Annotated in this window: 17 protein-coding genes; 7 read left to right on the forward strand and 10 right to left on the reverse strand. The window is 33.0% G+C overall.

Features of this window, described 5'->3' with window-relative positions:
- The first annotated feature begins 20 nt into the window (after positions 1 to 20).
- Positions 21 to 2,663: an alanine--tRNA ligase gene (alaS, locus tag ACFEL1_RS02085; RefSeq protein WP_375331311.1), complete on the forward strand. Its 2,643-nt coding sequence runs from the start codon at positions 21 to 23 to the stop codon at positions 2,661 to 2,663.
- A 434-nt stretch (positions 2,664 to 3,097) separates the two neighbouring features.
- Positions 3,098 to 3,562 carry a peptidoglycan-associated lipoprotein Pal gene (pal, locus tag ACFEL1_RS02090; protein WP_375331312.1) on the forward strand — a complete coding sequence of 155 codons (465 nt, stop codon included), beginning with the start codon at positions 3,098 to 3,100 and terminating at the stop codon, positions 3,560 to 3,562.
- Between the two features lie 449 nt (positions 3,563 to 4,011).
- Here pal and ACFEL1_RS02095 read toward each other — a convergent pair whose 3' ends face one another.
- The 9 genes from ACFEL1_RS02095 to ACFEL1_RS02135 form a co-directional block, all read right to left on the reverse strand.
- Positions 4,012 to 5,109, reverse strand: a complete 1,098-nt coding sequence (locus ACFEL1_RS02095; protein WP_375331313.1) for a glycoside hydrolase family 3 N-terminal domain-containing protein — start codon at positions 5,107 to 5,109, stop codon at positions 4,012 to 4,014.
- 9 nt (positions 5,110 to 5,118) lie between these two features.
- On the reverse strand, positions 5,119 to 6,609 hold the full coding sequence (locus tag ACFEL1_RS02100) for a replicative DNA helicase (RefSeq protein WP_375331314.1): 1,491 nt from the start codon (positions 6,607 to 6,609) through the stop codon (positions 5,119 to 5,121).
- A gap of 10 nt (positions 6,610 to 6,619) precedes the next feature.
- Positions 6,620 to 7,549 carry a thioredoxin-disulfide reductase gene (gene trxB, locus ACFEL1_RS02105; RefSeq protein WP_375331315.1) on the reverse strand — a complete coding sequence of 310 codons (930 nt, stop codon included), beginning with the start codon at positions 7,547 to 7,549 and terminating at the stop codon, positions 6,620 to 6,622.
- A gap of 14 nt (positions 7,550 to 7,563) precedes the next feature.
- Complete coding sequence (locus ACFEL1_RS02110; RefSeq protein WP_375331316.1) at positions 7,564 to 8,442, reverse strand: alpha/beta fold hydrolase; 879 nt, start codon at positions 8,440 to 8,442, stop codon at positions 7,564 to 7,566.
- A gap of 132 nt (positions 8,443 to 8,574) precedes the next feature.
- Positions 8,575 to 9,504, reverse strand: a complete 930-nt coding sequence (locus ACFEL1_RS02115) for an AEC family transporter (RefSeq protein WP_341747269.1) — start codon at positions 9,502 to 9,504, stop codon at positions 8,575 to 8,577.
- Positions 9,505 to 9,595: 91 nt separating this feature from the next.
- Entirely contained in the window at positions 9,596 to 10,456 is an 861-nt protein-coding gene (locus ACFEL1_RS02120; protein ID WP_375331518.1) for a ribonuclease D, read from the reverse strand.
- A gap of 598 nt (positions 10,457 to 11,054) precedes the next feature.
- The gene (gene radA / locus ACFEL1_RS02125) at positions 11,055 to 12,392 is read right to left on the reverse strand and encodes a DNA repair protein RadA (RefSeq protein ID WP_375331317.1); all 1,338 of its coding nucleotides are present in this window, start codon (positions 12,390 to 12,392) and stop codon (positions 11,055 to 11,057) included.
- Between the two features lie 308 nt (positions 12,393 to 12,700).
- Positions 12,701 to 16,093: a transcription-repair coupling factor gene (mfd, locus tag ACFEL1_RS02130; protein ID WP_375331318.1), complete on the reverse strand. Its 3,393-nt coding sequence runs from the start codon at positions 16,091 to 16,093 to the stop codon at positions 12,701 to 12,703.
- Between the two features lie 12 nt (positions 16,094 to 16,105).
- Complete coding sequence (locus ACFEL1_RS02135) at positions 16,106 to 16,402, reverse strand: succinate dehydrogenase assembly factor 2 (RefSeq protein ID WP_341762402.1); 297 nt, start codon at positions 16,400 to 16,402, stop codon at positions 16,106 to 16,108.
- Between the two features lie 135 nt (positions 16,403 to 16,537).
- Between ACFEL1_RS02135 and ACFEL1_RS02140 the strand changes: the two genes are divergently transcribed.
- The 5 genes from ACFEL1_RS02140 to ACFEL1_RS02160 all read left to right on the forward strand — a co-directional run bounded on the left by ACFEL1_RS02140 (position 16,538) and on the right by ACFEL1_RS02160 (position 21,774).
- The gene (locus ACFEL1_RS02140; protein ID WP_375331519.1) at positions 16,538 to 16,921 is read left to right on the forward strand and encodes a rhodanese-like domain-containing protein; all 384 of its coding nucleotides are present in this window, start codon (positions 16,538 to 16,540) and stop codon (positions 16,919 to 16,921) included.
- Positions 16,906 to 18,315 carry a chromosomal replication initiator protein DnaA gene (gene dnaA, locus ACFEL1_RS02145; protein WP_375331319.1) on the forward strand — a complete coding sequence of 470 codons (1,410 nt, stop codon included), beginning with the start codon at positions 16,906 to 16,908 and terminating at the stop codon, positions 18,313 to 18,315. The genes ACFEL1_RS02140 and dnaA overlap by 16 nt, the downstream gene beginning before the upstream one ends.
- Before the next feature lie 158 nt (positions 18,316 to 18,473).
- A complete protein-coding gene (clpX, locus tag ACFEL1_RS02150; protein ID WP_375331320.1) occupies positions 18,474 to 19,736 on the forward strand; it encodes an ATP-dependent Clp protease ATP-binding subunit ClpX in 1,263 nt (420 codons plus the stop codon).
- Between the two features lie 851 nt (positions 19,737 to 20,587).
- Positions 20,588 to 21,235 carry a heme exporter protein CcmB gene (locus ACFEL1_RS02155; RefSeq protein WP_341762406.1) on the forward strand — a complete coding sequence of 216 codons (648 nt, stop codon included), beginning with the start codon at positions 20,588 to 20,590 and terminating at the stop codon, positions 21,233 to 21,235.
- A 107-nt stretch (positions 21,236 to 21,342) separates the two neighbouring features.
- On the forward strand, positions 21,343 to 21,774 hold the full coding sequence (locus ACFEL1_RS02160) for a DUF2670 domain-containing protein (protein ID WP_341762407.1): 432 nt from the start codon (positions 21,343 to 21,345) through the stop codon (positions 21,772 to 21,774).
- A 525-nt stretch (positions 21,775 to 22,299) separates the two neighbouring features.
- On the opposite strand, the gene ACFEL1_RS02165 is transcribed toward ACFEL1_RS02160, so the two are convergent.
- Positions 22,300 to 22,494 (reverse strand): hypothetical protein, encoded by a 195-nt coding sequence (locus ACFEL1_RS02165; protein ID WP_375331321.1) that lies wholly within the window; start codon positions 22,492 to 22,494, stop codon positions 22,300 to 22,302.
- Positions 22,495 to 22,693 lie beyond the last annotated feature (199 nt).

The raw sequence follows: 22,693 nt of genomic DNA on the forward strand, positions 1-22,693 counted from the left end.
TACGCTATCAGGATTTACTAATGACTAAACTTACCACTGAAGAAATTAGAAGTAAATTTATAAGTTATTTTGTTGCAAATAATCATATGCACGTTCCAGCTAGCTCCCTAATTCCTCATAATGATCCTAGTTTAATGTTTGTTAATTCCGGGATGGTACAATTTAAAAATGTTTTTACCGGTCAGGAAACTAGAAACTATCAAAGAGCCACTACTAGTCAGAAATCACTACGTGCTGGTGGTAAGCATAATGATCTTGAGAATGTTGGTTATACTGCAAGACATCATACCTTCTTTGAAATGTTAGGAAATTTTTCTTTTGGTAATTATTTTAAAGAACAAGCAATATATTATGCTTGGAATCTTTTAACCAAGGAATTTGCTATCGCCAAAGAAAAATTATATGTAACTGTTTATCATACTGATGAAGAAGCAGCAAGCTATTGGAAAAAGATTGCTAATTTAAGTGATGACCGAATTATTAAAATAGCAACCAATGATAATTTTTGGTCAATGGGAGATACCGGACCTTGTGGACCATGTTCAGAAATTTTCTATGATCATGGAGATAAGATACTAGGAGGCTTACCTGGTACAAAAGATCAAGATGGCGATCGCTATATTGAGATTTGGAATATGGTCTTTATGCAATTTGAACAATTGGATAGCAATACTAGGATTGCCTTACCTAAACAATCCGTTGATACCGGCATGGGGCTAGAACGTATTAGTGCTGTATTGCAAAATGTATATGATAATTATGACATAGATTTATTTAAGGAAATAATTGCTTATACGGAAAGTATAGTAAAAGTTAAAGTAAAAGGGGAAGCAAAATTTTCTTACCGGGTTATTGCTGATCATTTACGAGCTTGTGCCTTTCTAATTAGTGATGGTGTCATGCCGTCAAATGAAGGCAGAGGATATGTACTTAGGCGTATTATGCGTCGAAGTATGAGGCATGCACATATACTTGGTAGCAGTGAACCTTTAATGCACCGATTGCTACCAAAACTAGTAGATCTTATGGGTGCAACTTATCCTGAACTGAAGAGGGCTGAGGCTTTTACCCGTAGTATCTTGGAACAAGAAGAATTAAGATTTAAAGCAACTCTTGAACGAGGTCTTAAGCTGCTTGACGATGAAACACAGCATCTTAATAAAAATTCAGAACTTTCAGGAGAGATAGCCTTTAAATTATATGATACATATGGTTTTCCTCTCGATTTAACTGAAGACATATTAAAAGGTAAACAGATATCAGTTGATCTTGATAGCTTTAATAATAAGATGCAAGAGCAAAAAGAAAGGGCAAGAAAAGCTTGGTTAGGTTCAAATGAATCACAAATTGATCAAATATGGTTTGATATTAAAGGCGAATTTGGTAGTACTGAATTTTTGGGTTACTCTTTGGATAAGGCAGAAGGTAAGATATTAGCTCTAATTAAAGATAATAAGTTAGTCAACAATATAGAAACTAGCGAAGAGCAATTTATTCTAATTAGTAATCAAACTCCTTTTTATGGAGAATCTGGTGGACAGATGGGAGATATAGGCTTTATCAAATCAACAGGCAGCAAAATTAGAGTAATAGATACTTTAAAATATCTTGGTTCAATAATTGCTCATATATGTGTTTTACAGGAAGGAACAGCTATCCAAGTAGGAGATAATGCTGATTTTGCTATTGATGTCAAGTACCGTAAAAATTTAAGAATTCATCATTCTGCAACTCATATATTACATACAGTATTACATCAAGTGCTGGGCAAACATGTAACACAGAAAGGATCGCTGGTAGCACATGATCGTCTGCGTTTTGATATTAGCCATATGACACCACTAACAAAACAAGAAGTTATATTGATAGAAGATAAGGTAAATCAAATTATCACTGATAATTTTAAGGTTACTACAACATTAATGTCAACAGATGAAGCTATTAAGGCAGGTGCTATGGCTTTATTTGGTGAGAAATACGATTCTGAAGTAAGAGTGGTGGCAATGGGCAACTCGCTTGAGTTATGTGGTGGCACGCATGTTAATAGAACTGGTGATATTGGAATATTTAAAATTATTAGCGAAAGTAGCGTTGCAGCTGGCATTCGAAGGATAGAAGCTGTTTGTGGTGAATTTGCCATAAAATTAATTAGACAAAACGATACTGTAATTGATGACTTGTCCTCAACCTTAAAAATAGGTAAGAATGAAATTACTGATAAAGTAAATAACCTGATTGCTAGTAAAAAACAATTAGAAGATAAGTTAGTAGCTACTCAGGTCTCTATGCTTGATTTGAATATTGAGCAAATTGCCAAAGAATCAATCCGTGTATCAGGTATAAATTTTGTCTATAAACTAGTACAAAACTTGGATACTAAAGTATTACGCTTATCTGCCCAGCGAATAGTTGATAAGTCAGATAATCTAGTGATTGTATATATAGGGATGCCCGATTTGCAGGGTAAATTATCTATTACTATTGCGATTAGTAAAGAAATTAGCAATAAGGTACATGCAGGTAACTTAGCTAAAGAAGTGTCTGTATTCCTTGGCGGTAGCGGCGGTGGTGGTCAGGCGAATATAGCCCAAGCTGGTGGCACGGATGTAAGTAAAGTAGGAAAGTTACAAGACATGATAAGGGAGTTGTTATCTAAGTTCTGAATTATTAAACGTCGGCTATATACACTTCAGTTATGGATTAAAATTAAAAATTTTAATCCATAACTGGCTAGAATATCAGAAAAATGCATTCTTGAAACGGTTCTACGAATGCATTTTAATCTATTATCGCTAATAATCTTATTTTTATTGGTATAAAAATAAGATTATTAGCAAATGAAATATTTAACAATCAGGCGTCAAACCGCTTTAAGCCTGATTGTTTACACTCTCATTCCAATTTCGGATTAATTTCATTAATCCGAAATTGAGGTTATACGATATTTTTACCACATTTATCCAAGAGTTTAATGCTAAAACTATTTTAGGCTTTTAAGTGACAGTATGATAATATATAATACACAGATAAGATGTTTAACAATTTTTTCTGTTAAGCAAATATAATCAATAGCTTTATTTAAATTAAGGAGTTTGTTATGCTAATACAAAAAACTGCAATAGCTTTTTTAGCACTATTTGTGCTTTCTGGGTGTGGTAGTAAAAAGAAACCTAAAGAAGCGGAGGTAACTCCTGCTGTCGAAGAATGTTCTTTAGCTGCTGATTTCGAAAGAAATGTTGGTGATAGGGTGTTTTTTGCTTTCAATAAATCAGATATTTCAAGTAAATCAAAAGAACAGCTAAATAAACAAGCCGTTTGGTTAAAAAAACATTGTCATACTAAAGCTACTATTGAAGGACATTGTGATGAAAGAGGCACAAGAGAGTATAACTTAGCACTTGGTGAAAGAAGAGCAGAAGCTGTACGAAAATACCTAGTTGGTCTAGGAATCGATAATAACAGACTTGATACTATCTCTTACGGTAAAGAGAAACCAGCTGTTATGGGTTGTGACGAAGCAGCTTGGGCACAGAACCGTAGAGCTGTAACTGTTATAAAATAAAGTAGTTAGCATAAATTGTCGTAAGTAACCTGAATTCGACATAAAAATAATTATTATTCTAGACCCCTGTGTAGGCAGGGGTCTAAAAAAATAGCCAAGAAAATTATTTAGACTTTTCTAGCCCCCTACTTTCGCAGGGGTGACATCGTCACAACTGTCGAAAGTTCAACAAACGTCATTGCGAGGAGACCGTAGGTCGACGAAGCAATCCATATGACAAACTTCATGGATTGCCGCGCTCACGTGCGTTCGCTCGCAATGACGGTTTAGGGCTGACAACACTCATCGCAATGACGTTTGTTGAACTTTCGGCAGTTGTGGTGACATCGTAGGATCGTATCTAACCTCAATTAGCCTTTTTTAGGGTGTTTTTTGGATTCCCGCCATTGCTAAGAATGACATCGTTTTTGTCATATAACTACCTCCCACATCTTTCCAAAAGCAGAATTCTAAACCACCTGACAAACAGCAGTCATTTCTTCTATATCACCACTACAATGTAGCACTAAGTCGCAACCAGCTACAATAGTTTGCCTAGCAACTTCAGCTATACTTGCAACAAATTCTGCCTTCAGTTTTGGGAATTCTTCTACTAAATATTTTCTTAGTCCGGACTGGTCGGATTTGTCTTTAATAATTTCGTATTCAATAAGTTTTTCTAAATCTTGATCACTTATCGTAGTCGTAGAATCCTGCTTTTCAAAAATCGTCAGAGGTTTTTTAACTATTGAGTATTTAGCTCCAATTTCACCATGCAGGGCAAGCATACAAATATCATCTGAAACTAACATACCTTTAAAACCAACGTCATTTCTAATGAACTTTATAGCAGTGGGCGATAAAGTTACTGGTAGTTTGGTATCTAAAGCCTCAAATACAATGTGAGCTGTCATAGCCCATCCTGCCTTAGCATTTTTAGATAGTTGTCTAAACACTTCAAAATCTGTATTATTTAATTCAGCAAGTGAACTGGTAACACGCGGCAACTTATAATGACTATCACACGTAGCTCTGCCATGCCCTGGTATATGCTTAATAATGGCAATGCCTCCCTGCCCTTCTATCGCCTCTATTGTTTTTGTACATAAGTCAACTACTTTTACTACAGAATCTCCAAAGCTACGATCTCCAATAGCATTATCAGTATAAGGGTAACGCAAATCAGCAACTGGACAACATGGCGAGTCTATTCCATATTCTTTTAAACTCTTCATCAGGCTTGAATAATTTGCAAAAACTTTTAAGTATGCATTCTCTGCACCTTCTTGATCATATATCTTACCGAAATCACCAGCAGGAGGATATTCTATATCTATGATAGGTGACTTCAACCTTGCAACCCTGCCCCCCTCCTGATCGACAAAAATCAATATATTATAGTCATATAAGCCTCTTAAATCTTGTACTAACTTTAGTAACTGTTCTCGATCCACAATATTTCTTTTAAAGAGAATAAAGCCATATATTGAATTTTTTAAAAATAATTCCCTTTCTTGTACAGTCAAACTAGTACCAGCAATACCAAATATTAAAGGTTTCTTGAGCATTTATTATCCCTATAGTGTTTTCTGTAAATTACTAAATTTTGAATATTGACCATCATAGTGAAGTTTTATGCTACCAACACGACCATTACGATGTTTTGCTATTATAATATCGGCAATATTATATACTTGATTTAAATTACTCAACCATTCTGCATGTTTTTCTGCGTATTTTGCATCACTCGAAGGAGGCTCTTTACGAGTTAGATAATATTCTTCTCGATAAATAAACATCACTATATCCGCATCTTGTTCAATAGACCCAGATTCTCGCAAGTCAGATAACATTGGTCTCTTATCTTCTCTAAGTTCTACAGCTCTAGATAATTGTGATAAAGCAATTACTGGGATATTTAATTCTTTTGCTATAGCTTTTAATCCTTGAGTAATTTCTGAAATTTCATTTACTCTATTATCAGATTTATTTATTCCTCTAATCAACTGCAGATAATCTATAAATAATATACCAAGATTATGTTTACGCTTCATTTTTCTTGCCCTAGTACGAATAGCCGCAATGGATAAAGCTGGCGTATCATCAATAAAAAATGGTATGTCAAGAGCTATAATTTCTCTACGTAATCGATTATAATTCTCTTCTGTCACATGACCAGACCGTAAGGCTGAAGAGTCAATGTTAGTATGCATGGAAAGAATACGAGTAGCAAGCTGCTCAGATGACATTTCAAGAGAGAAAAAACCTACTGACTTATCTTTTTCTTGTTCCTTATTTTTTAACTTCATAGAATTACAAGCATTTATCGCAAGATTTATGGCAAAAGCTGTTTTCCCCATTGATGGACGTGCAGCAATGACAACTAAATCTGAGTTATGAAAACCTGATAACTCCCTATCTAAATCAATTAATCCTGTAGAAATACCTATTACATGATTAGAATTCTTCATAGCTCTGTCAATATTGGCAAGGGACTCCGAGAGAGACACAGCAATTTTAACAAAACTCTTGTCATTAACGCCTTCACTAGCAAGGTTATAGAGTTTACCCTCTGCATGCTCTATTTGTTGACTTGCATCATATTCTAAAGAGGAATCATAAGCATTATTAACTACCTCCTCCCCTATCTGAATTAAATTACGCCTTACTGCCAAATCATAGATTATTCTTCCATAATCAAGAGGATTAATTACCATCATTGACAGAGTAGCTAGCTTATTTAGATAGTCACTGCCACCTAATTGCTGAAATAATTCATCTCGTTCTAACATACTTCTAAGCGTTACCGGAGTAGCAATTAAGCCTTTTTCGGTAATAACCTCAATAGCATTATAAATCTTTTGATGTATCGGCTCAAAAAAATGATCTGATCTTAGGAATTCTGAGACAATATTTAAGTAATCATGGTTGACTAAAATTGCTCCTATCAACATTTGCTCGGCCTGAACATTTGCTGGTAAAGTTCGAGCAACAGGTAAAACTATACTTGTCTCATTTGATCCACTTAACTTATCTGCTTTATCACTCACTTTTTTACTACGAGGCATAATTTTTTATTTAATGATTTAAAAACTTTTCTACTTCTAAAGCCGCCATACATCCTGTACCAGCAGCGGTAACTGCTTGTCTAAAAATTTTATCCTGTACATCTCCAGCAGCGAAAACACCTTTAACACTGGTTTCCGTTGAATTTGGTTTAGTAATAATATAATTATCACTATCTATATCTAGTTGTCCTTTGAACAAAGCAGTATTCGGCATATGACCAATTGCTACGAATATACCAGTACAATTAATTAAACTAAGCTCACCTGTTTGAGTGTTTTCAAGCTTGGCTGAATTAACCGATTTAGGATTATCAGTACCAATGACTTCAACCAGTCTATGATTCCACATGATCGATATTTTGGGATTTCTAAATAATCTCTCTTGTAAAATCTTCTCGGCTCTAAAACTATCCCGACGATGAACAATAGTCACCTGACGTGCATGATTAGTTAAATATAATGCCTCTTCAACAGCACTATTCCCCCCACCAATAACTAATACATCCTGATTCTTGAAAAAAAAACCATCACAAGTAGCACAAGCTGAAACACCATACCCTTTGAATTGTGCTTCGGAAGGAATATTAAGCCACCTTGCTTCTGCACCGGTACATATTATAACGCCGTCCGCCCTAATTATACCAGACGAGGTGGTTACCACTAAGGGTTTTTTTGAAAAATCAACCTTTTCTACATAATCATAGATAATTTCCGCACCAACATTTTTTGCCTGTTGCGTCATTTGTTCCATTAACCATGGACCTTGAACAGGTTCTGCAAAACCTGGATAATTTTCAACATCTGTAGTAATAGTTAGCTGCCCACCTGGCTGCATACCATGCAATAATATCGGTTTTAGTGCTGCCCTAGCTGTATAGATTGCTGCACTCAGTCCAGCAGGACCTGAACCTATAATAAGTACTTTAGTAGAACGATTCATAGCAACCTAAATTTTTATATTTTCAAAGCATTTACCCAAGATTTTATATAACTAATCTGATCATCAGTCATTAATGAAGGTACATGACCAGCATAATCAACAACGAAAAGATCAAAATCTTTGGTTTCTTTCATTTTCTCAATAGTAGATTGTTGTAAAATTTCTGATTTAGCCCCGTGGATAACCAACAATTTACAAACAATCTTATTCCATATAGTCCATATATCAACATTTTTGGGCTTATTTGCATTAGCATTCATACCTTGTACTATGGCAGGATCATAATTCATTTTATATTTTCCATCTTGGGTTTTTATAAAACTATATTTGGTAAGATGATCCCAATCTTCCTCACTACTAATACCGAATTGGCTATATATTAGCTTTAAATGTTGCTTGGCACTAACTAAATCAACAAATGAGGGAGTTTGACCTGCATATTGACCGATTTTAACTAGAGAAGATGCTGGAATAAAAGGTCCTACATCATTTATAATCATTGCTTTGATAAGTTCCTTATATTTACTAGCTAGCACATAACCAATTATTCCACCCATGGAAGTACCAAGCCAAATACAGTTGTTAATACCTAATTTTCTAAAAAAAAGCACCGTATCTTTTACATATACTTGATAATTATAATGCTTTTTCGTTTTAAAAACATCACTATTCCCACGTCCTGGATAATCTATAGCAATTACTCGAAAATTATCACTTAATGCCATAGCGATTTTATCAAAATCATGAGCATTCCTAGTTAAACCATGGGTACAAATTATTACATTTTCATTATTAGGGTCACCAAACTCAAGATAAGCTATTTTATGAGCTGGAATATATTGTGAGCCTAACCAATTAATATAAGGTCCAACTTGGATAAATTTTTGTATCATTTTTTTTATATCATTGGTGCTATAACTAACCTGACTAGCATTACACCAAATTCACAGACGCTATTAGCAAGGAGCTACTTTAGTAGCGACGAAGCAATTGTAATTTCGCGTTAATCAGGTTAGTTATAATAATTAATTCAAATCGCTTAAAAATATAGTTACCATAACTGGTATATATACTACACCAAAAAGCAGGGAAAGAAATACTGTGGTAGCAACTTTTTCTGGATAAAATTTTTGTAAACTGGCTATGACAATTACGTTTGCTGCCATAGGAGCAGTTGAAAGAAGCCTTAAAGCATTGTAATAATTCTCATCATACCATCCTAAAACAAACTTATCCAAAAGAATAAATATGTTAACCCCTAGTGGATAGAATAAAAATTTTGCCATGAAAGTAGCTAAAGTAAACTTTATGTCTATTTCAAACTTTTGCAAAGCTGAAAGAGCTAAACCAACCATAACCATACCAAGTATAGAAAATGCCCCCCGCATGTTATATATAAAATCATCTAGGAAATCAGGTAAAGTAAAACCAGCAAAACTAAATAAACAACCAAGTAAAAAACCGTTTAAAATTGGTAACTTCACAACCTTCAAGATACTTTCACTACTATTAGCAAAGCTCCTAGCACAAATATAAAAGCCTACTGATGATTCAAAAATATTTATTCCTATAACTGCCATCATATAGATGCTTAAAACATAATCATCAAAGAGAGTAGCGGCTATTGGCAGCATAAAATAACCACCATTAGCGGTACCCGCAGATAATGCTATAATGTTTCGTGTATGATCAAGCCAATATCGCCCAAAAAAATAGTAGGAAAATATTGATAACGAAGTGGCAATGAAAAAAACAACTACAGTAACGCTTAATGCCGATAAAGTCAAAGTAGTACTGGCAGGAATAGCAAAAAAAACAATAGGAGATATAAAATAGAATAACAAAGAAGCTATACTATCTCTCTCAACTTTAGAATATCTTCCTGCTAAAAAACCAATTACTACACTCAGTAATACAGAAATGGTTTTAAAAAAAACTATAGTAAAAATTGCCATGTAATAAAAGCCAAAAGATATCAGATGCTGTTTTACTTAACCTTTTAGAGAATAGCAAATTTATTCCACAATTAACATAAATAAAGTACCTTTATTCACCTAATTCTTGTATAGCAAGACACAAATCTGCTAATTGAGTTCTATATTTTTGTTTACTAAGATAGCGACTATTTAATTTAAGATTTTCAAAATCTTTATTACTGGTAGGTAAATATTGACAAATCTGTACTAATTCCTCATCAGAAATAAAATGTCTCCTTGGTAAATCTATTGTACTGGCTTGTTCCTCCCGATAAGCTGCCATAATTTTCATTTTATGAATAAAAGACTCTGAATGATTATTGAATCTAACTTTTTGCCAAGCTTTTTGTACATTAATAATATAATTTTCAACATTAAGCAAAGATTTTATTTGCTCGTCATATTCGTTTTGTAAGTTATTATCTTGAATTATTTGTTGCAATACCTTGTAAATCGGTTCTAAATATTCAACATCTTTAATAGCATAATTTAACATATTAGCATTAATTGGACGCTTTAACCAATTAGACCTTTGGTAAGTTTTATCAATGTGAACTAAGCAAATTTTGCTACATATATCCGAATAACTCAAATATTTACCAAAATCACAAATACCAGCTGCAATTTGTATGTCAAAAACATTTTTAGGCAGTTTCTTAAATAAACGATAAAATATCTCAAAATCCTCTCTAGGGGCGTGAACTATTTTAAGAATTTTATCGTTCAGAAATATTTCGTTAATAGGAGAAAGATCCAAATTGCTCAAAGTGTCAATTATCACTTTATAACTACTGGCCATAATTTGAATTATGCTAAGCTGAGCAAAATAGGTATTTTTACGCAAGAACTCAGTATCAACACTTATAGTCTTACAATCTAATAACTGTCGACAGAATTCATTTAATGCTTTCTGATTATCAATAATAAGTATTTTTGAAGTATTAGTAATTAAATTGCTCCTATATAATAAATTTGGTATTTTTCTATACGCGAATTTGGGATAAGAATTTGTCAATTCTTATCCCAAATTGGGATTCTATGCTTTTTTGTGGTTAAAAGTAGCGTAACACTTTTACGTTACTTTGTCAAAGATGGAATCCTTAATTTATAACACTTATCTTAAAATAAGTGTTTCATAAGTGCTACAATTAAGACATTTCAAGAAACAGATAATCGGAACTATTAAACTGATGTCTCCCATCGAACTAAGGTAAAATAGTCAAATAAGATTCTAATAATAACCTGAATTCGATGTAACAAGTTACATCGAATTCAGTGTTATATATAGAAACAATCAGGTTTGAAGCGGCTGCCCACCTGATTGTTAAAATATAACACTCCATTCAATATGTGATTTTAATTATTAAAATCACATATTGAATGATGAAAAAAGTTAAAATGCACTCGTAGAACCGCTTCAAGAGTGCATTTTTCCTTATAACAAAGCAAGTATCGATATAAGAATTATTAATTCTTATATCGAACTGAGGTTAATAATACTATTAGAATTTCATAAGTGTGAATTTTAACTATATCAACTCTTTCAATTCTTTTATATTACTAATTGGGCAAATTAGGTTATTACTTAACTTTTCAAGTTTGGAACAAATTAATTTATTGAATCCTAATTTCGTTGCTTCTTTTATTCTCATTTCTGCTGCATTGACTTTTCTTATTTCACCAGATAAACCAATTTCTCCAAAAAAAACACTATGTTCTAGCACAGCTTTATTATTTGCTGCAGAAATTAAAGCAGCTGCAACAGCTAAGTCTGAAGCTGGTTCTGAAATTTTAAGCCCACCAGCAACAGTTAAATATACTTCCTTAGAAGTTAAGTTAAGCCCAAACCGTACATTAAGTACAGCTATTATCATTGATAATCTATTTAAATCCCATCCTACAACCGAACGTCTTGGCATTGGCATATTGGAAGGAGCAATTAATGCCTGAATTTCAATTAATAATGGTCTAGACCCTTCAATTCCAGCAAATACCGTTGTCCCGCTAACATTTTTATCCCTTTTCATCAGAAATAGCTCGGAAGGACTAGAGACTTCCATAAGACCACTAGCAGTCATCTCAAAAACACCGATTTCTCCTATTCCACCAAATCTATTTTTAATAGAACGCAAAATACGAAAATGACTATTAGGATCACCTTCAAAATATAGTACGGTATCAACAAGATGTTCGAGTAACTTAGGACCAGCTAATTGCCCATCTTTTGTCACATGACAGCTAAGTAAAATAATAATATTATTTTGTTTAGCATAGCTAACCAATTCATTAGCACAGGCTCGAATCTGCGAAATAGTGCCAGGTGGTGATGATAGTGTGCGAGTTACCATTGTCTGAATTGAATCGATTACTACCAAATCAATATTATTTTTATCAGCATCAATAGTTGAGATAATATCTTCGATATTAGTGGCAGCTAAGATAGATGTTGTCTCATTATTAAGACCTAATCTTAAGGCTCTTAGCTTTATTTGGTCAATGGATTCCTCACCAGTTATATATAAGCAATTCATTCTAATTTTATCACAAAAAGAACTTGCCACTAAGTGTAATAATAAAGTTGATTTACCAATGCCAGGATCACCACCAATTAAAATTGCCGAAGAGGAAACCAACCCGCCACCCAACACCCTATTTAATTCATTTATAGGTGTAGGAGTACGTAATGATTCCACAACAACACCATCAAGCTTTTGTATTTGTTGTTTATTGCCTAACCTAACTTGTACTTGACTAATTACCTCTTCCTCAATTGCTCCCCATAAGCCACAATCAAAACATTGTCCTGCCCATTTTGATGTACTATTACCACAATTTGTACATATATATTGCTTTTTAATTTTACTCACTTTCCTAATTTTAATTCCTAGTTAACCTAGATTCAATGTAAGACATCGGTTTAATAGCCTATTACGCGAATTCGGGATAAGAATTTGTCAATTCTTATCCTGAATTCGCATTATATGGTATTATGCATAGTACCCATTTTTCTATAATCGTCATCGCGAAGCATCTTTAGATGCCGTGGCGATCTAGGTAAACAGCGAAGCTGTTTTTTAGAGTAACGCTTCGCGTATCCTAGATTGCTACGACGCCGCTTTTCGCGGCTCCTCGCAATGACGGTTAAGGAAAAAATTGATTATCGAGTTATATGGTATTATGCCGCCAATAATTGCTCCAACAGACTATTCGCTTCCTCTATAATATCTTTTCCTACCAATGTTTTGGTAAATACTAACTTAGTATCCGGTTTTATTTTGGTTTGCTGAGGATATTTTATAACAAAATTTCTAATCTTATCAGCTATATCTGATTCTTTATAAAATTTTAAAACAAATCCTCGATCACCAGAGTCTAAATTTTCAATATTAAGCTTACTGCATTTATGCTTTATTTTTACTATATTAAGTAGATTATTAAACTCTGATGGGATAGGACCAAAACGATCAACCATTTCGTCCTTAAAATTTTCAATATCTATATCATCAATTAAATTTCCAACTCTTCTGTACAAACTTAGTTTAAGAGCAGAATCTGCAATATAATTATCGGAAATGAAAACAGGTAATCCCAAATTAATTATTGGAACAAAAGCTTTTGGCTGCTCAATAACTTCATCCTTAAGAATTGCTATTTGTTCATCTAACATCTCCTGATAAAGCTCCACTCCTACTTCTTTAATCTGTCCAGACTGCTCTTCTCCTACCAAGTTGCCAAAACCACGTAAATCCATATCATGGCTGGCAATGGTAAAACCAGAACCAAGAGTACAACTACTCTGCATTATTTCTAGACGTTTTATTGAATGTGCGGTCATTTTCTTATAATTAGCTAAGGTTAAATAGGCATAACCTCTGACTTTACTTCGTCCTATCCTACCTCTGAGCTGATATAACTGACTCAAACCAAGCATATCAGATTTATGAATAATCATTGTATTAGCTTCGGCAATATCTATACCTGACTCAATTATTGTGGTAGAAACGAGTATGTCAAACTTACCATCACAAAATTCACTCATAATCTCATCTACTTTGGCAGCTGGCATTTGGCCATGAGCAACTTTGTACTTTAGTTCAGGTACACCTTCCTGTAAGTATCTCTCTATATCCGGGATGTCCTTAATTCTAGGCACTACATAGAAACTTCTACCACCACGGAAACGTTCTCTAAGTAAAGCATCTCTAATAATCACCGGATCAAACGGCATAACTGTTGTCCGAACTTCTAGCCTATCAATCGGTGGTGTGGCAATGATACTAAGGTCTTTCAGCCCTACCATAGACATCTGCATTGTACGAGGAATTGGTGTTGCCGAAAGAGATAGAACATGCATTGTAGTTCTTAGTTTCTTTAAATGTTCCTTTTGAGCAACACCAAAATGTTGTTCTTCATCAATTATTAATAATCTTAGGTTACTAAATTCTATATTCTTACTCAGCAAGGCATGTGTACCAATTATTATATTAGCTGTACCATTTTTGATTTGTTCTTTAACAATTTTAGCCTCGCTATTGGTAACTAGACTAGATAATTGTACTATATTCAGCCCTAAATCCTTAAATCTTTTGCGAAATCTTAAATAATGCTGCTTACCTAGAATAGTAGTTGGTACGACAATGGCTACTTGAGGGGAGGCGTCACAGTTTGCATCACAGTTTGATTTAGCTACCATAAAAGTTGCCCTTATGGCCACTTCAGTTTTTCCAAAACCAACATCACCACAAATTAATCTATCCATTAAAAGACCTGAGTCAAAATCTTTTCTAATATCATTTATGGCATTTAATTGATCTTCAGTTTCGGTATATTTAAATCTCTGACAGAATTTGTCATATTCTTCATGATCAAACTCTATTGGATTAGTTACAGTTAATTTCCTCTTAGCAGCTATTGCTAATAATTGTTCGGCAATTTCTGTAATACGATTCTTGAGTTTAGCCTTACTTCTTTGCCAGCTACTGCTACCTAACTTGGCCAGCTGTGCTTCACTACTACCATATTTCTTAATTAGCTCTATATTCTCAACAGGAATATATAATTTATCATTATTCTCATATAAAATTTTTAGGAAATCATGAGCTTTGCCTTTAACATCTAGTGTTTCAACATTAAGAAATTGACCAATACCATGATCCTTATGAACAACTAACTCCCCTTCACCTAAATTATCTAATTCCATTAGAATGTTTTTAAGCTTACGTTTAGCACCTTGCTGGCGAACGTTTGCCGCACTTTTTCCTAAAATATCGTGAGCTGCAATAAACAAATATTTATCACTATAAAATCCTTGACTAAGTTGGACATATGCAAGATTTATCATACCAATTTTTGCCTGTTGTAGATTGTTTATCTCGATATATTCTCGTGAGTAGCTATTTATCAAGCTCTTCAGTCTTTCCAAATTACTTTTAGACTGACAAAAAATAATTGGTATTTTAGTATTATTGTTCTCTATAATCTCAAATAGCTTATCAAAAACTGTCTTATCCTCAATAAAACTAGTGGCAATAATTTTTTCTAATGAATATGCATAAGATGAATCTTCAGGAGTAATTAAAATATTCTTATCCTGTTCTAGTAAAGTTTGTATTTCCTGACTGGTAAAGTAAATCTGCTCCGGAGGCAATGCAGGATAGAATGTGTTTAATTTTATTTTATTAGACTCAATGCGGGATCTGTAAAGATCTGTATAATTATTCTCCTGCTCAAGAATTGATTGTAACGACAAATTATCATAAATAATAATAGGATCATCTAAATAATTAATTAAACTACTGAAAGAATTATAGAATAAAGGAGATAAATGTTCATATCCTTGAAATTTTTTTCCTTCAGTTATTGATTCATATAAAGGGCTATTCACGTAATTAACACCAAAAGCTTTTAGATAATTATCTCTAAAATTCTTTATTGTTTCTAGATTTAATATTACCTCACTGGCAGAATTAATTATTAGCTCTGTGCAGCTATTAGTAGAAATTTGACTATCAATATCAAATTCTTTTATTGACTCTATGTGATCCCAACTAAAATTAATACGATAGCCCTTAGAACCAGGTAAAATTATATCTACTATCTCTCCTCTTACTGAAAATTCGCCACTATCAATGCTACTACTACTCCTTGTAAAACCATTATGTACTAGGAATTCAGCGAGCTTACCCGCTGAAAACTTCATTTTATTATGTAATTTCAGAAAAGACTTAACTAGGAATTCCGAAGGCGGTAATTTGCTCAGTAAATTCACCGCATTAGTAACTACTAATTTTTTTTCATTATTAGTTGCTAAATAACTTAGTGTATTAGCTCTTTCTGATAAAATGTTAGACTGGGGTGAAATGCGATCATATGGTATAGTATCAAAACTAGGAAAATATAATATATTACTAGTCTTAATGCTTTGTGCAAAAAATAATAACTGTTTATGGCTATTAATTGCATCATCTTCACTAGCAAAAATAAGTAAAATATTCTTGGTTGGTTTATTTGAGAAATACTCATTAGCAAAAAAACTTTTTGCACTGAGCGGTAGAGGTTGTTGTATCATTGTTTATTAAGCTTATAGGCGGTTAATATCAAAATTAAGTATTTGTAACATCACTTTTGACTTTAAGTGAACAGGAGGAGTTGTTTTATTGGTAATCCAATCATAAATATCTATATCATTTTGATTAAGTATTAAAGCAAAATCTGTTAAACTATCTATGTCCATATTAGCAAGAAATTGTTCAGCAAATTTACCTAATATTAACCCGGTTTCTTTGCAACCACGATTTTTGCTTTGGTATAGTAATTTTTTAGTTAGGAATGCCTTTTTTAAATAGTCCATATTGATAATCTTACAAAAAAATATCATAATATGATTCAGATAGTTTGACAATTACCAAATATAAAATATAAATTGTATATGTAGTATATACTCAAATTTAATTAGTCTAAATCTTGTTCTTATTCAATAAATTTTAATATATTCAAAAAAATGCAGATGCCTATAAGTATCAAAAATATATCTTCCTTAGAAGCTTATAAGTTGCTAGGAATGGATGAGTGTACCATTGTTGTTGATGTTAGAACTACTGAAGAATGGCAAAAAATAGGTATTCCAAAGCTTGATAAAGATCAAGTGCTTTTTCTTAGCTGGCGTTTATTGCCTGATATGTCCTTAAATCATGAATTTAACAACCAGTTCATATCGAAAGTCAGGAATAAAAATAATGTATTATTCCTTTGCCGTTCAGGTGTACGATCTCATGAAGCGGCATCGTGTGCTGGTGGTTTAGGTTATCCAAACTGCTACAACATCATTGATGGTTTTGAAGGAGGAGATAATGGAGCTGGTTGGAAACAAAATAATTTACCATGGCAAGTTCTGTGAATACTAACCAAAATCAATTGACTGTAGAAAAGGAAGTAGCTCATTATAGAGATATTTGGCAGCATGTTTGTTCTGATCTTAATAAACATTATGGTGAGTCTTTGTATAAAAGTTGGTTCAGTAAGATTAACTTTCTAGAAGCTTCTACTACTACTGTTATACTTTCTACACCAACAAATTTTATCCGAGATTGGATAAAATCAAGATATGCACGTGATATATTGCAATCTTGGCAGTCCTATGACAAAGATATTAAATCAATTGAGATAGTTACTAAAGAATTACTAGAACAAAATCCAAATATACCTGAATATTTAGCAAAAATTCCATCAATAAAAGAAGGAATGGATATCAATTCCGAAGGCATTTTTTCAGCATTAGACTTACGATTTACTTTTGAAAATTTTGTAGTTGGTGGACCAAATGAGTTAGCATATGCAGCCTCTAGAGCAGTTGCTGAATCAGAGAGTGCCGTAGCTGAATCTAACCCCTTATTTTTGTATGGGGGTGTTGGTCTTGGTAAGACACACTTAATGCATGCTATTGCTTGGTATATAAGACATAATAACCCGACTCGCAAAGTAATTTACATGTCGGCAGAAAAGTTTATGTATCAATTCATCAAAGCACTTCGTAATAAAGATGTTATGTCCTTTAAAGAAGAATTTCGTTCAGTTGACGTGCTAATGATCGATGATATTCAATTTATATCTGGTAAAGATAGTACTCAAGAAGAGTTTTTTCATACTTTCAATGCTTTGATTGATAATAATCGTCAAATGGTTATATCATGTGACCGTTCACCGTCTGATTTAGATAATATTGAAGAGCGGATTAAGTCTAGGCTTGGTTGGGGATTGGTTGCAGATGTTCACAGTACTACTTATGAACTAAGATTGGGAATATTAGAATCTAAGCTTGAACAGATGAATATTCACATACCTAAAAATGTTGTAGAATTCTTGGCATCAAAAATAACGTCAAATGTTAGAGAGTTAGAGGGGGCTCTTAATAAAGTTATTGCTCATTCAACTTTAGTTGGTAGGGAGATAACTTTAGAAAATACCCAAAATATTTTACGTGACTTACTACGTTCCAATGAAAGAATTATAACGATTGAAGATATTCAAAGAAAAGTAGCTGATCGTTATAATATTAAATTTTCTGATATGTCTTCTCCTAGACGTATTCGCTCAATAGCTAGACCAAGGCAAGTAGCTATGTATTTAAGTAAAACATTAACCCCAAAAAGTCTTACTGATATCGGTAAGAAATTTGGTAAGAAAGATCATACTACAATAATGCATGCCATCAAAAAAGTAGAAGAATTATGTGAAATTGATGCAGAATTTCGAGAGGAACTTAGTCTGTTAATGAAGATACTGCAAAACTAGATTACTATGAATTTAAAGAAAAGCACGTTTCCCATAATAGAAATATTGTCTTATCCCAAATTCGCGTATCTTGAAAATATATTAGACTTACCTAAATAACTTATCTATATTAGAGGTATATAAGCTATATTAAACTCATAAATTAAAAAAGCGGAATCATGTCAGGGGAAGTTGGAAAAAAAGAATTAAACTGTTCTTTTTGTGGTAAAAATCAATATGAAGTAATAAAATTAATTGCTGGACCAACAGTATTTATTTGTAATGAATGTATTGAACTTTGCCGTGATATTATAAAAGAAGAGACTAAAGTAACTCTTAAACAAGTTGCCTCTTTAATTCCAACACCACAAAGAATTTTTTCTACTCTTAATGATTACGTAATTGGTCAAGATCAAGCAAAAAAAGTCTTATCAGTTGCGGTATATAATCACTATAAACGATTAGAATATATCGAGTCAGGTAATAATGATGTCGAATTAAATAAATCAAATATCCTAATTATTGGTTCTACTGGCTCTGGTAAAACCCTTTTGGCACAAACCTTAGCAAAAATTCTTGATGTACCTTTCACTATGGCAGATGCCACTTCTTTAACCGAAGCTGGCTATGTTGGTGAAGATGTTGAAAATATCTTGCTAAGATTATTACAAGCAGCAGACTTTAATATAGCCAAAGCCCAACGAGGCATTGTTTATATAGATGAAGTAGATAAAATCGCTAGAAAATCTGAAAACCCTTCCATAACAAGAGATGTATCGGGAGAAGGAGTTCAACAAGCATTACTTAAAATCATGGAAGGAACTATTGCTTCTGTTCCCCCCCAAGGTGGCAGAAAACACCCACAGCAAGATTTTATTCAAGTAGATACTTCCAATATTTTGTTCATATGCGGTGGAGCTTTCATGGGGATAGATAATATCATTAATGCCCGTACTGCTCAAAGTTCGATTGGTTTTGCGGCAAATGTCCAATCAAAACAAGAAAAAAAACACAGTGAAATACTCAAATCATTAGAAATTGAAGATCTAGTAAAGTTTGGGTTAATTCCAGAATTCATCGGTAGGCTTCCAGTAGTAGCAACTTTAGATGACCTAGACAAAGCATCTTTGGTGGCAATTTTAACTCAACCCAAAAATGCTGTTATCAAGCAATATCATAAATTATTTGCGTTAGACGATGTTGAACTATCAATTGATAATGATGCTTTAGAAGGAATAGCCGAGAAAGCACTGGCACGAAAAACCGGAGCTAGAGGTCTTAGATCGATAATTGAGACACTGCTACTTGACAGCATGTATAATGTTACCAATCTGAAAAAAATGCATGTACATATTTCAAAAGATGTTATAGATGGCAAAGCTACCCCCATAGTTACACCAAAAAACTACGGAAAAGCTACTAAAAAACGTATAGCGGTTTAGAATAAATAATTTATTAATTAATAATTGATATTCTTTCTACAAATAATTATAATTTCCTTTATATTTTAAAATTAATAGAGGATTATATATGATAAATAATGATGCAACAATAAATAATGATAATGATGCAATAATGATTTAAAGAATAATTAACCGGAATTGTTTACATCCTGAGCATGTAGCAGCTTTAAAAGCCGCTCTTATAAATTATTTCAGAAACAACGGTGATAATAATTTTAATGCTAACAACAGGGTAGAGGATAATGATTTAAATGTTAACAACCAAAATGTTGGCAACTTTACTACTACAGAGGTAGCTAGTCTTAATACATCTGATGCCACACTACCACTAGCAGGAGAAGCCGAACATCCTACAGAATAACTACAAATACTACCGCTTCAAGAGCTGTAAAAACAGCTCTTGAAGTTAGTTGCAATGTAATTAAAAAGGTTTTACTAATTTGTCATAAAGTAACATGATTCCCGTAGAAAAAAAATGGGGCAAATATACTCTTTACTTCCAATAATGAGGATTCATTACTAATGTGATTTTAATTATTAAAATCACATATTGAATGATGAAAAAAGTTAAAATGCACCCGCGTCAGCCGCTTCAAGAGTGCATTTTTCCTTATAACAAAGCAAGTATCGATATAAGAATTAATAATTCTTATATCGAACTGAGGTTCCCTATACGTCTATTAGCGAGGAGGCAATGGAATCGCCAACGCGGCAATCTTGTTGTGAAGTAGGGACAAGTATTACTTCAAAAGATTGCTACGACGAGGCTTTTCGCGGCTTCTCGCTAATAGACAGTTAAGGAAAAACTTGATTATCGAGTATAATGAGATATGCATAAACTAATACAGCTAATAAAATGGGAATACTTAATTCAAAATCGTATTAATAATCTTAGCAAATATCTATTTATATTTTTTTTATTTTGTATTTTCAGCACTGCTTTAATCAATGACCAAGTAGATATTAAGAAATTTGGGGTTATTTTTTCAGTAATTTTTTTACCAATAGCCCTAATTGGCTTCTCTAGTCTAATATTAAAGCAAGATGTGGAGGATGGCAGTTTAGAGCTACTATTATCCAGTTTCAGTGAGAGTGAAATTGTTACATCTAAATTATTTGCTATATTTTTTAGTTCACTTACTAGCTCTTTATTAAATATCCCAATAATTTATATTATTTTCGATCTTGATCTAATAACAGTAACCTATCTTTTTATCACTCTAACTTTGCTATTAACTTTGTCCAGTAGCCTACTAGTTTTAATTGGATCTATTCAAAGCTATTTTAGGTCAAATACTAACCTACTAGCAATATTAATCATGCCACTATTAATACCCAACATAATACTTACCGGTCTTGTTTTACAAAATCTTGAGAATATAAGTCTAATTTTTGTTATGATTGGTATCAATATGCTTCTTTTACCAACCATATTTTATCTCTCATCATATCTAATTAAGAATATTTACAACATTTAATTTATATTATACACCATACTGACCCCTGCACTAATAAAAAAATTGTTATTTTTTTATTATTCATGTAATTTAATCGTAGTTTTTTAACCATTTTTTGGTAGTTATATATGTGGCAAGCTTTAAGAAGACTAATAGCAGCTAACCCTATGGGGATGTTTTTATGGAGTATCATAGCTAAATGGTACTTTATGATAGCAGTTGCCTCTTTGATAGTATTATTTTGGGTAGCCAAGGGTCTTGAACAAATTGGATTTATAAAATATATGACCGATGCTACAATTGAAATTCTTGATACATCTAAATCAATTGCTCAAAATTGTACTACAAAATTAGGTCCCAACTTTGAGAGCTTAACCAATTTTTGGAAATGTTTAGGAGACCCACCAAAATACGAAATTAGAGAAGAAGAAACAGGGGAAAAAGTTTTAGAGGATGGATTAAATAAGTTATTGCCTAAAGATAAGACAGTACCGGAAATGCTTCCATATCGCAATCCTTATGATTCTCCTAACGACTCTACAGATAGTGATGGTAAATAAACCGATGGTAATTAACCTGAATTCGATGTAACAAGTTACATCGAATTCAGTATTATATATAGAAACAATCAGGTTTGAAGCGGCTGCCCACCTGATTGTTAAAATATAATACTCCATTCAATATGTGATTTTAATTATTAAAATCACATATTGAATGATGAAAAAAGTTAAAATGCACCCGCGTCAGCCGCTTCAAGAGTGCATTTTTCCTTATAGCAAAGCAAGTATCGATATAAGAATTATTAATTCTTATATCGAACTGAGGTTAATTAAGTAAATTATCTAAACAATCAGATTTGAGACGGCTCTGCATCTGATTCTCGATAATCAAGTTTTTCCTTAACTGTCTATTAGCGAGAAGCCACGAAAAGCGGCGTCGTAGCAATCTTGTGAAGTAATACTTGTCCCTACTTCACAAGATTGCCGCGTCGCCGCTTCCATCGCCTCTTCGCAATGACGTATCTTTTAATAATTCTAAAAAACTTGATTATCGAGTTAAACCTTTTCGAGTTAGCTATACTAAAACTAAATCAAACAATAATAAACCACATACAGCCAAGAAAACAAGCCATGTACGATTGCCCATAATACAGAGTGGTTTATATTAAATGAAATAGCCATAGCAAGTGCCGCACCAAATGACACGCCATGCTGCATAACAATGTTTATTCTCCTCCTTGGTGAATAAATTCCATAATCTTCACGGTTCATTTTACTCATTTTTTTTCCTCATATAATTCTAGAACAATTTATAACATAATTTATGCTTACCACTAAGTATATTTAAAAAAAATTATTCACTCACATTACACATGACAGTTTAAAATCGTAGGGAAAACAGTCTAGCGTCATTGCGAGAAGCCACTTTAGTGGCGACGAAGCAATCCATTTCTAGTCATTTTCCTAGATTGCTTCGTCG

It is taken from the genome of Candidatus Tisiphia endosymbiont of Oplodontha viridula, assembly GCF_964264865.1.
GTDB lineage: Bacteria > Pseudomonadota > Alphaproteobacteria > Rickettsiales > Rickettsiaceae > Tisiphia.

What these genes read in the sequence shown, in the direction of transcription:
- alaS (WP_375331311.1), top strand. Translation starts at nt 21, where the DNA reads ATGACTAAACTTACCACTGAAGAAATTAGAAGTAAATTTATAAGTTAT.
- pal (WP_375331312.1), top strand. Translation starts at nt 3,098, where the DNA reads ATGCTAATACAAAAAACTGCAATAGCTTTTTTAGCACTATTTGTGCTT.
- ACFEL1_RS02095 (WP_375331313.1), bottom strand. Translation starts at nt 5,109, where the DNA reads ATGCTCAAGAAACCTTTAATATTTGGTATTGCTGGTACTAGTTTGACT.
- ACFEL1_RS02100 (WP_375331314.1), bottom strand. Translation starts at nt 6,609, where the DNA reads ATGCCTCGTAGTAAAAAAGTGAGTGATAAAGCAGATAAGTTAAGTGGA.
- trxB (WP_375331315.1), bottom strand. Translation starts at nt 7,549, where the DNA reads ATGAATCGTTCTACTAAAGTACTTATTATAGGTTCAGGTCCTGCTGGA.
- ACFEL1_RS02110 (WP_375331316.1), bottom strand. Translation starts at nt 8,442, where the DNA reads ATGATACAAAAATTTATCCAAGTTGGACCTTATATTAATTGGTTAGGC.
- ACFEL1_RS02115 (WP_341747269.1), bottom strand. Translation starts at nt 9,504, where the DNA reads ATGGCAATTTTTACTATAGTTTTTTTTAAAACCATTTCTGTATTACTG.
- mfd (WP_375331318.1), bottom strand. Translation starts at nt 16,093, where the DNA reads ATGATACAACAACCTCTACCGCTCAGTGCAAAAAGTTTTTTTGCTAAT.
- ACFEL1_RS02135 (WP_341762402.1), bottom strand. Translation starts at nt 16,402, where the DNA reads ATGATATTTTTTTGTAAGATTATCAATATGGACTATTTAAAAAAGGCA.
- dnaA (WP_375331319.1), top strand. Translation starts at nt 16,906, where the DNA reads ATGGCAAGTTCTGTGAATACTAACCAAAATCAATTGACTGTAGAAAAG.
- clpX (WP_375331320.1), top strand. Translation starts at nt 18,474, where the DNA reads ATGTCAGGGGAAGTTGGAAAAAAAGAATTAAACTGTTCTTTTTGTGGT.
- ACFEL1_RS02155 (WP_341762406.1), top strand. Translation starts at nt 20,588, where the DNA reads ATGCATAAACTAATACAGCTAATAAAATGGGAATACTTAATTCAAAAT.
- ACFEL1_RS02160 (WP_341762407.1), top strand. Translation starts at nt 21,343, where the DNA reads ATGTGGCAAGCTTTAAGAAGACTAATAGCAGCTAACCCTATGGGGATG.
- ACFEL1_RS02165 (WP_375331321.1), bottom strand. Translation starts at nt 22,494, where the DNA reads ATGAGTAAAATGAACCGTGAAGATTATGGAATTTATTCACCAAGGAGG.